This window comes from Flavobacterium sp. (assembly GCF_036515215.1).
Classification (GTDB): Bacteria; Bacteroidota; Bacteroidia; order Flavobacteriales; family Flavobacteriaceae; genus Flavobacterium.
This window is the reverse complement of the sequence record NZ_DATBVQ010000029.1, coordinates 17975-27105: the sequence shown is the minus strand read 5'-3', so window position 1 is coordinate 27105 and position 9131 is coordinate 17975. Positions and strand designations below refer to the sequence as shown.

The following is a 9131-nucleotide window of genomic DNA, read 5'->3' as shown; positions in this document are numbered from 1 at the left end:
ATTGCCTTCAAAGGGAGAATAGTTTCTATTTTTTCGCCTGAAGCGGCATTGTTATTTCGGATTGTGATAGGGGCGAGTTTCCAGATTTTGAGTTCAATATCGTCATCGTCTATGTTATTGTCTTCATAGATTAGCCCATTTAATAGCGAATTGGTTTTGTTCTCGATATCTTTCAGTTTGACGCTAACGGGCAGGTTTATAAAGGAAGGGCTGTTTTCGTATACTATGGGGGTTGCATCGTCTGCTTCTGGTTTTAAGGTGTTGATTTGTTGCGAAGTGGAGCAAGCGAAAAAAGACAGTAAACCTAAAATTAAAATTAGGGATGAAACGTGCTTTGGCATTTTTTTTAATTTGATTTCACAAAATTAACAAAACAAATATATTTTTCAGATATTTTGTAACAAATGCATTTTTTAATTGTCTTATAGTTTTTATAAGATAAGCAAAGTGATTGAATATTTTGTGTATTTATTCTCTATCTTAAATGGAAAAAGTTAATTTTGTGTAGTGGCTAAGCTACATATTCAGCCAAAATATATGGGAAATAAAATTTATTATAGCTTGATTCTCTTATTGCTTTGCAGCATTTCTTTTCAAGCGCAAACTAAGAAATGGACGTTAAAGGAATGTGTAAATTATGCTATACAAAACAATATTTCAATAAAGCAGACTGCGTTAGATACTGAAACGGCTACTATTGATAGAAAAGGAGCGATAGGGAATTTTTTACCTTCATTAAATGCTAATGCAAGCCATTCCTGGAATATAGGTCTGAACCAAGATATCACTACTGGGCTTCTGCAAAACAAAACGACTCAGTTTACGTCTGCAGGAGCGAGCGTAGGAGTTGATATCTACAGGGGATTGCAAAATCAAAATACGCTGAGGAAAGCTAATCTTGCTATAGTGGCTTCAAAATACCAGTTATTGAAAATGCAAGAGGACATTGCGCTTAACGTTGCGAATGCTTTTTTACAGGTGCTTTTTAGTAAAGAAAACCTGAAAGTGCAGAAAGATCAATTGGCCATCAATGAAAAACAATTATTGCGTTCGCAAGAATTAGTCCAGGCAGGCTCTATTCCCAGGGGTGATTTATTAGATGCCAAAGCGACCGTGGCCGCTGACAATCAAAAATTAATTGCCGCTGATAACGCATTGTTGATTTCGAAATTAAGTTTATCCCAATTATTGCAATTAAAGGATTTTGAGAATTTTGATATCGAGGATGGTACTGAAGTAAAGGACGAAAACAACATCTTGGCACAAACTCCATCGTCTATTTACGACAAAGCCAAAGAAAGTAGAACAGAGCTTAAAATCGCACAAACCAATTTGGAAATTGCCGCGAAAAATGTAGCTATCGCAAAGGGAGGTTTTCAACCTACTTTACAAGGTTTTTATAATTTCAACACTCGAATTTCGTATGCTGACATTGCACTGAGAGACAGTAATGGAGCAGTTATAGGTGTACAGTCTGCACCACCGTTTTGGGATCAGTTCAGCGATAATAAGGGACAGTCTTTTGGGGCGCAATTGAGTATTCCAATCTTTAACGGGTTCTCAGCCAGAAACAATGTGGAGCGGTCCAAAGTAAATCTGGAGAAATCCAAAATTGCGCTTGAGCAGCAAGATTTGAATCTTGAGAGAAATGTCTACACCGCATTTACGGATGCCAAAGGAGCATTAAATGCTCACGAGTCTTCGCTGATCGCTTTGGAATCCAGACAGGCTGCGTATGACTATGCCAAAGAAAAATACGATGTGGGTTTGATGAATTCTTTTGACTTAAATCAATCACAGACCTTACTGTCGAATGCGCAATCTGAAGTCCTCAGATCGAAGTACGATTATATATTTAAAATTAAAATATTGGAATTCTATTTTGGAATCCCTATCATTAAAAATTAATTAAACATGTCAAAAAAAACAATTTATCTGTTAATAGGTGGTGCTGTTGCATTAATCGCCTTATTAATAGTCCTTTCAAAAACGGGTGTTATTGGTAACAAGGATAAAGGTAAGGAAGTGGAGATTGCCACAGTTACCACTTCAACGATTGTGGAGACGGTATCGGCTACCGGGAAAATCCAACCCGAAATTGAAGTTAAAATTTCATCTGAAGTTTCTGGAGAAATTATTTTATTGCCGGTAAAAGAAGGGCAAGTAGTTAAAAAGGGGGACTTGTTGGTTAAGATAAATCCGGATTTATATACTTCCGGGTACAACCGATCCGTTTCAAATTTATCAGGAACAAAAGCGGGTCTAAGCCAAGCCGATGCGCAGTTTAATGAAGCCAAATCCAGTTATGAAAGGAATAAGGTTTTATTTCAAAAGGGGATTATTTCAAAGTCGGATTGGGACAAATCAATTTCTTCTTTCGAAGTTGCGAAAGCGAGCAAACAATCCGCTTATTTTAATGTGCAAAGCGCTTCAGCTTCGGTAAATGAAGCCAGAGACAACTTGGGAAGAACAATTATCTATGCTCCTGCTGACGGTACAATTTCGGTGCTGAACGTTGAGTTGGGTGAACGGGTATTGGGAACACAACAAATGACGGGAACCGAGATTCTGAGGGTCGCTAACCTTAACAACATGGAAGTTGAAGTCGATGTGAACGAGAATGACATCGTTAAGATAAAAGTAGGAGATTTTGCCAAAGTTGAAGTCGACGCTTATTTGAAAAAACAATTCAAAGGAGTTGTTACCAGTATTTCGAATTCGGCAAGCAGCGCACTGACGGCAGATCAGGTAACCAATTTTAAAGTAAAAATAAGAATATTGAAGGAATCCTATCAAGACCTATTGGTCGGGAAACCGAATGCATATTCCCCATTCAGACCTGGGATGACCGCGACGGTTGACATTATAACCAAGACAAAGAAAAATGTTTTGTCAGTACCGATTAGTTCGGTAGTTGTGAAATCTGACACTGCTGCAGTTAAAGAGATAAAAATGCCAGAGGAGATCGAGGAAAAAAATGCAGCCCCTAAAAGCGACAAAAAATACGAATGTGTTTTTGTGAAAGTGGGCGATAAGGCTAAAATACGAATCATAAAAACGGGTATTCAAGACGATGCCAACATTGAAGTTATAAGCGGTCTAAAAAAAGGAGATGTTGTGATTACAGGTCCTTATACTACAGTTGCTAAAGAACTCAATTCTGGTGACTTGGTCTCCGAGAAAACGGATAAGCCAAAAAAATAAAAATGTGCCTGATTTGGATCACAATCCAAAAAAGCACTGAGATTAATATCATAAATAATAAAGATTGGATTATATTCTCAACATAGAAACATCTACTAAAAATTGTTCCGTATCCATTGCCAAAGCGGGTAAGACCATAATTTGCAATGAAATTGCGGAGGAAGGATATTCTCATGCGGAAAGATTACACGTTTTTATAGAGAAAAGTTTAAAAGAAGCGGGAATAACCCATAAAGATTTATCGGCTATTGCCGTAAGTCAGGGGCCAGGTTCTTACACGGGACTTCGTATCGGTGTTTCGGCCGCTAAAGGCTTGTGTTTTGCGTTAGACCTCCCATTGATTGCTGTTGACACATTGCAAGTATTGGCTTCACAGCTGAACATTCCAAGCGGATTGATCGTTCCAATGATTGATGCCCGCAGAATGGAAGTGTACAGCGCTATTTTTACTGCAAATTTAGAACGACTTAGGGACGTGCAGGCTGAAATCATCAGTGAGAGTTCATTTGACAATTTTCAAGAAACGCTTTATTTTGTTGGCGATTGCGCTGAAAAGTGCGAATCTGTTTTAACCAAGGGTAATTTTGTCTTCTTGGAAGAAATCAGATACCCTTCGGCAAAAGAAATGAGCGCAATCAGCTTTGAAAAATATAAAAAAAACGACACCGTCGATGTCGCCTATTTTGAACCTTTTTATTTGAAAGATTTTTTGATAACTACTCCAAAAAAACAATAGAATGCCTGATTGATTGCTATTAAGTGGTAGCCGCGGAAAATTCCTTAACGTAGGGTTGTATTACAATGCCGGCAGCGTCAAAAGCGATCTTGCAATTTTCCAATGTTTCCGTAAATACAATACCGAAATCCTCGTTGTTTGCCCATGGCCTAACGGCCAATTGAATGGCGCTATCGGTCAAGTTTTTCACGAAAACTTCCGGTTGGGGAGTTTGAAGCACTTTTGGGTTACTGTTTAAAACCTGCATGATCAAATCTTTCGCTTCTTTGATGTTGGAACCGTAAGAAATAGAAAACGTTAGATCAGCCCTTCGGTATTTTTGCAAAGAGTAATTGATGATGGTACCGTTAGATAAAATTCCATTGGGGATAAATACGGTCTGATTGTTTGCTGTCGTTAATTTGGTTACAAAAATTTGTATTTCACTAACGTTTGCTATGATTCCCTGAGCTTCTATTAGATGCCCCACTTTGAAAGGCTTAAAGAGGATGATCAGCATGCCACCGGCGAAATTCGAGAGTGATCCTTGGAGGGATAGTCCTACCGCAAGACCCATGGCTCCCAGAATGGCAACAAAGGAGGACGTCTCAATCCCGAGATTTGAGATAAACGTAACAAATAATAATACTCTCAGAACCCAAAGTAAGATATCAGCCAGAAATTTAGTCAAGGTCGGGTCTAATTCCCTTTTAATCATAACTTTTCTAATTAGTCTATTGATTAGTCTAATAGTATAAAGACCAATAAATAAAATGAGAAAGGCTGAAATCAATTTTGGAGAATAGTCAATTAAAGTTTTAACAAATGTAGTGGCGTAACTGGCTACATAATCTGGGCTTAAGGTCATTTTTTTAGTAATAAAAAAACCTTCTATCGTAGAAGGTTTATGTTTATGATGCAAAAGTACAAATTAATTCTTTTTGAATAGATTAATCGGCATCCTCTTCTATTTTATTTGTCCTGTCATCGGAAGTTCTTTCTTTTACGTTTTTAATTACATCACTTAAGGCATCAGTTGCTTTTTCGGCATAATCGCTTATAGTCTCTTTTGCATCTTCGGTAAAGGCCTCTGCTTTTTCAATCAAGGGTTCTGATGCTTCTTTTACTTCTTTAAATTTCTCCTCTACAAATGTTTCTGCTTTTTCAAGGTATGGCTTTGCGGTTTCTTTGGCATGTTCTGCCGCGATTTCGGCTTTGTCGGCCAATTCATTTGTAGTTTTTTTGGCTGAGCCAAATAAATTTTTAAAAAATGTTGATAGTCCCATGGTTTTTCAAGTTAAATTAGGATACAATAGTAAGCATTTTTTTCTTATGGTTGCACTGTTAGAATAGTAATAGTTTGTTGATAGTCAGCCGTTGGCGAAAAGTTACTCTATTGTAAAAAGAAAAAAGCGTTTCCGGAGAAACGCTTCTTTTCTTTTTACAATAGAGTTATTCGAGTTCGAATGTCACTTTAAGAGTTACTCTATATTCCGATATTTTACCATCGCTTACCGCGGCACTTTGGTCTTTCACATATACCGAACGTATGTTTTTTACAGATTTTGATGCTTTAGTAATTGCTTTTTGTGCTGCATCTTCCCAACTACTATTTGAACTGGAAAGTAATTCAATAACTTTTAATACTGACATAATTTCTATTTTTTAGTTAAACATAAATTTAACCAAAATATTTATAATTACATTGAAAAAGAGGTTAATAAAATTATAATATTAACAAAATCAGCATTTTGACGGTGATTTATTTATGCATTAACCGCCTCTACTTGAATTTTCTCATCATTTAGCATACTTTTTAGCATATTCTCGATACCTGATTTTAAAGTAAATGTTGAAGAGGGACAACCACTGCATGCACCCTGAAGGATTACTTTTACGACCTTATTTTCCTCGTTGTACGAATCAAAAATAATATTACCACCATCGGCTGCAACTGCAGGTTTTACATATTCTTCAAGAATATTGATAATCTGTTGTGAGGTAACGTCCAGTTTGTCAAACTCTTCATTTTTGCTTTTTTCTTGATGCTCTTTGGCGATAATAACGCTTTCATCAAGAACAATTCCTCCATTTTCAATATACTGCTTAATGAAGCTCCTTAATTCCAATGTTATTTCTTCCCAGTTATTCACTTCGTATTTGGTAACTGAAATGTAATTTTCATCAATGAACACTTCTTTCACATATGGGAATTTGAACAATTCTTTTGCCAAGGGGGAAGGGGCGGTTTGGTCGATGTTTTTAAATTCCATCGCGTTTTTAGTTAGCATTCGGCTAACAACAAATTTTAATGCTGCAGGGTTCGGCGTCGTTTCGCCATAAACGGTTATAGGTTGTTTTTTTGTTTTATTTTCTTCAACCGTAATGATGGTGCCGCCATTGTTTACGAATGCGTCAATTTGTTCTGCGACAGCGTCTTTAACGTCCTCCCATTCCACAATGCTATATTTTTCTATGGCAATAAAATTTCCCGAGATATAAACCGTTTTTACAAAGGGTAAGTGAAATAATTGTTGGGTTAGTGGAGATGCTTTGGCTTCGTCTATGTTTTTGAACTCATAGCTTTCATTTTGGGTGATGAAATCTTCGAATTCAAACTTTAGTATAGTTGGGTTTTGCGTTTCTTTTATGGTAACTTTTGTCATAACTTTTGTAAATTTTTACAAATTTAGTAAAGTTATTTTCTACGAATAACTATATTTGATATAATAATGAATAAATTAACTTTATCTTAGTTGTTTAGATGAATTTCGATAGACCTTTTCTTCTGCTTAATGTTTAATTTTAAATAATAGTATCTCAATGCATATCAAAATTAAAATTTTACTAGCATTTTTTTTTGTAAGCTCTTACTCTTTTTCACAAGAGGGAATCCCAGTTTATTCGGATTATTTGGCGGATAACTATTATTTGATTCATCCTTCGATGGCCGGTGCCGCAAATTGCGCCAAAATTAGACTTACTGCTAGGAAACAGTGGTTTGGTCAGGAAGATGCACCTGAGCTTCAAACCCTGAGTTTTAACGGAAGGGTTACTGAAAAAGCAGGGGCGGGAATCATTCTCTTTAACGATAAAAATGGCTATCATTCTCAAAAGGGGGCGAAATTGACGTATGCTTATCACCTGATGTTCTCGAGGGATGAAATTGATTTGAATCAATTGTCGTTTGGTATAAGTGCTGGTTTGATCCAGAGTCAATTAGATGAGACCAGTTTTTTGCAATCGGGGGATTGGGATCCAATTATTGACGGAACGGTTGTGCAGAAAGATTCCTATTTCAATGTTGATTTTGGTGCGTCTTATAATTTTTTGGATTTTTATGTCCATGGGACCATTAAAAATGCAATAGAAACCAGAAGGGATATTTATACCGAATACGAAAGTGATAATTTAAGGAAATACCTGTTGAGCGCAGGTTATGTTTTTGGGGACAGTGACCGAATTTTATTGGAACCATCCATATTGTTTCAAATGGTTGGTAAAACCAAAGAGAAATCCATCGATATAAACATGAAAGCTTACAAAAACATGGATTTTGGAAGACTCTGGGGTGCGCTTTCTTACAGAAGAAGCTTCGACGGGGCCGAATATATTGATGGGAATGGGGTTTCGAAACAAAAATTGCAATACTTTACTCCGATTGTGGGGGTGAATTATAAGGATTTTATGGTTGCCTATACCTATTCGCACGTAACGGGGCCTGTGAAGTTTGATACTGGCGGCTATCATCAGATTACTTTGGGGGTAAACTTGTTTTGCAAACCGGTAAAATATGTATGCGAATGCCCAGCCATTAATTAATCCTAATTTATTATAATGTTAATAAAATCTGTCAATGGGAAAACCCCGGTAATACCGGAAGATTGTTATGTAGCCGAGAATGCGACGATTGTTGGGGACGTGAATTTTGGCAATTCTTGCAGTGTTTGGTTTAACGCAGTTATCAGAGGCGATGTGAATTTTATTAAAATTGGGAATAAGGTAAATATCCAAGATGGGGCTGTAATACATTGCACTTACAAAAAGCATCCCACCATTATAGGGAATAACGTGTCAATCGGGCACAATGCCATCGTTCATGGTTGCACTGTACACGATAATGTTTTGATAGGAATGGGAGCCATAGTGATGGATAATTGCGTAATCGAAAGTAATTCCATTGTTGCTGCAGGAGCTGTAATTACACAAAACACCGTGGTCGAATCCGGTTCGATTTGGGCTGGTGTTCCCGCTAAAAAGGTTAAAGACATTGATCAATCTAATTTTGCGGGAGAAATTGCTCGTATTTCAGATAACTATGTGATGTATTCCAATTGGTTTAAGGAAGAGTAGTTTTAGAAGAACTAAAAATCCTTTTCAATAACTTCATATTTATTCTCGAGAATTCCCCTGAGCACTTTTGGATTTGTGTTGGTATAGAAAACGGACTCGTTTTCTTTGGTTGACGATAAGCCTACTTCCTCTCTCAAAACACTCTGTGTTTGTTTAGCTACCGCTCTACCTGAATCAATAATCTGGATGTGGTCCGGAAGTATTTTTTTTATTTGAGGAATCAAATAGGGATAGTGGCTGCAACCCAGTACTAAATAATCGATATTAGCTTCAATCATAGGAGTTAGGTAAGAGTGTAGTAGTTTTTCCATCTCCGGGGTGTTCATATTACCGCTCTCAATTAGTTGTACTAAACCATGACCCACTTGCTCTACTATTTTGGTGTCATGAAACATCTCAGTGGTCTTGTTGAAGAGCTCACTGTTTAATGTTCCCTGTGTTGCCAGGATTCCTATGATTTGTGTTTTAGAATTCGCTACGGCCGGTTTAATGGCTGGCTCGATACCAATGAAAGGAACATCATACTTTTCTCTTAATTCTCGGATAGCATTAGTAGTTGCCGTGTTACAGGCGACAACAATCAATTTGCAACCCATTTCAAGCAGTAAATCCGTATTTTTCATGCTCAAGGCAATAATCTCTTTTTTGGATTTCTGTCCATAAGGGGCATTCTTGCTGTCAGCTAAATATATTGTTTTCTCATTGGGAAGCAAATTATGAATTTCTCTCCAAATTGAAGTGCCTCCTATGCCTGAGTCGAATATGCCTATCGGTTGATTGTTATCCATTAAAACAAAGTTAAGTCCTCTAGTTTATATATCCTAAATAATTTTATTGCAAAAAAAACCGCTCTATCCTT

General features: G+C 36.9%; 11 protein-coding genes. 5 read left to right on the top strand and 6 right to left on the bottom strand.

What is annotated here, in order from left to right; translation table 11 throughout:
- Positions 1-341: DUF4403 family protein (locus tag VIH09_RS02135; RefSeq protein WP_331577406.1), on the bottom strand; the 341-nt coding region annotated here is incomplete at its 3' end.
- Positions 342-537: 196 nt separating this feature from the next.
- Here VIH09_RS02135 and VIH09_RS02130 point away from each other — a divergent pair.
- The 3 genes from VIH09_RS02130 to tsaB all read left to right on the top strand — a co-directional run bounded on the left by VIH09_RS02130 (position 538) and on the right by tsaB (position 3940).
- Positions 538-1908, top strand: a complete 1371-nt coding sequence (locus tag VIH09_RS02130; RefSeq protein WP_331577404.1) for a TolC family protein — start codon at positions 538-540, stop codon at positions 1906-1908.
- Between the two features lie 6 nt (positions 1909-1914).
- Positions 1915-3204, top strand: a complete 1290-nt coding sequence (locus tag VIH09_RS02125; RefSeq protein ID WP_331577402.1) for an efflux RND transporter periplasmic adaptor subunit — start codon at positions 1915-1917, stop codon at positions 3202-3204.
- Positions 3205-3268: 64 nt separating this feature from the next.
- Positions 3269-3940, top strand: coding sequence for a tRNA (adenosine(37)-N6)-threonylcarbamoyltransferase complex dimerization subunit type 1 TsaB (tsaB, locus tag VIH09_RS02120; protein ID WP_331577400.1), 672 nt, complete (start codon positions 3269-3271; stop codon positions 3938-3940).
- A 19-nt stretch (positions 3941-3959) separates the two neighbouring features.
- Here the strand turns inward: tsaB and VIH09_RS02115 are convergent, their stop codons facing one another.
- The 4 genes from VIH09_RS02115 to VIH09_RS02100 form a co-directional block, all read right to left on the bottom strand.
- The gene (locus VIH09_RS02115; protein ID WP_331577398.1) at positions 3960-4787 is read right to left on the bottom strand and encodes a mechanosensitive ion channel family protein; all 828 of its coding nucleotides are present in this window, start codon (positions 4785-4787) and stop codon (positions 3960-3962) included.
- A gap of 82 nt (positions 4788-4869) precedes the next feature.
- Entirely contained in the window at positions 4870-5205 is a 336-nt protein-coding gene (locus tag VIH09_RS02110; protein ID WP_331577396.1) for a YtxH domain-containing protein, read from the bottom strand.
- 166 nt (positions 5206-5371) lie between these two features.
- The gene (locus VIH09_RS02105) at positions 5372-5572 is read right to left on the bottom strand and encodes a dodecin family protein (RefSeq protein ID WP_331577394.1); all 201 of its coding nucleotides are present in this window, start codon (positions 5570-5572) and stop codon (positions 5372-5374) included.
- Positions 5573-5685: 113 nt separating this feature from the next.
- Entirely contained in the window at positions 5686-6585 is a 900-nt protein-coding gene (locus VIH09_RS02100; RefSeq protein ID WP_331577392.1) for a NifU family protein, read from the bottom strand.
- A 157-nt stretch (positions 6586-6742) separates the two neighbouring features.
- On the opposite strand from VIH09_RS02100, the gene VIH09_RS02095 reads away from it, so the two are divergent.
- On the top strand, positions 6743-7741 hold the full coding sequence (locus tag VIH09_RS02095; RefSeq protein ID WP_331577390.1) for a type IX secretion system membrane protein PorP/SprF: 999 nt from the start codon (positions 6743-6745) through the stop codon (positions 7739-7741).
- 15 nt (positions 7742-7756) lie between these two features.
- Positions 7757-8272, top strand: a complete 516-nt coding sequence (locus VIH09_RS02090; protein ID WP_331577388.1) for a gamma carbonic anhydrase family protein — start codon at positions 7757-7759, stop codon at positions 8270-8272.
- Between the two features lie 11 nt (positions 8273-8283).
- Here VIH09_RS02090 and murI read toward each other — a convergent pair whose 3' ends face one another.
- Complete coding sequence (murI, locus tag VIH09_RS02085; protein ID WP_331577385.1) at positions 8284-9060, bottom strand: glutamate racemase; 777 nt, start codon at positions 9058-9060, stop codon at positions 8284-8286.
- Positions 9061-9131 lie beyond the last annotated feature (71 nt).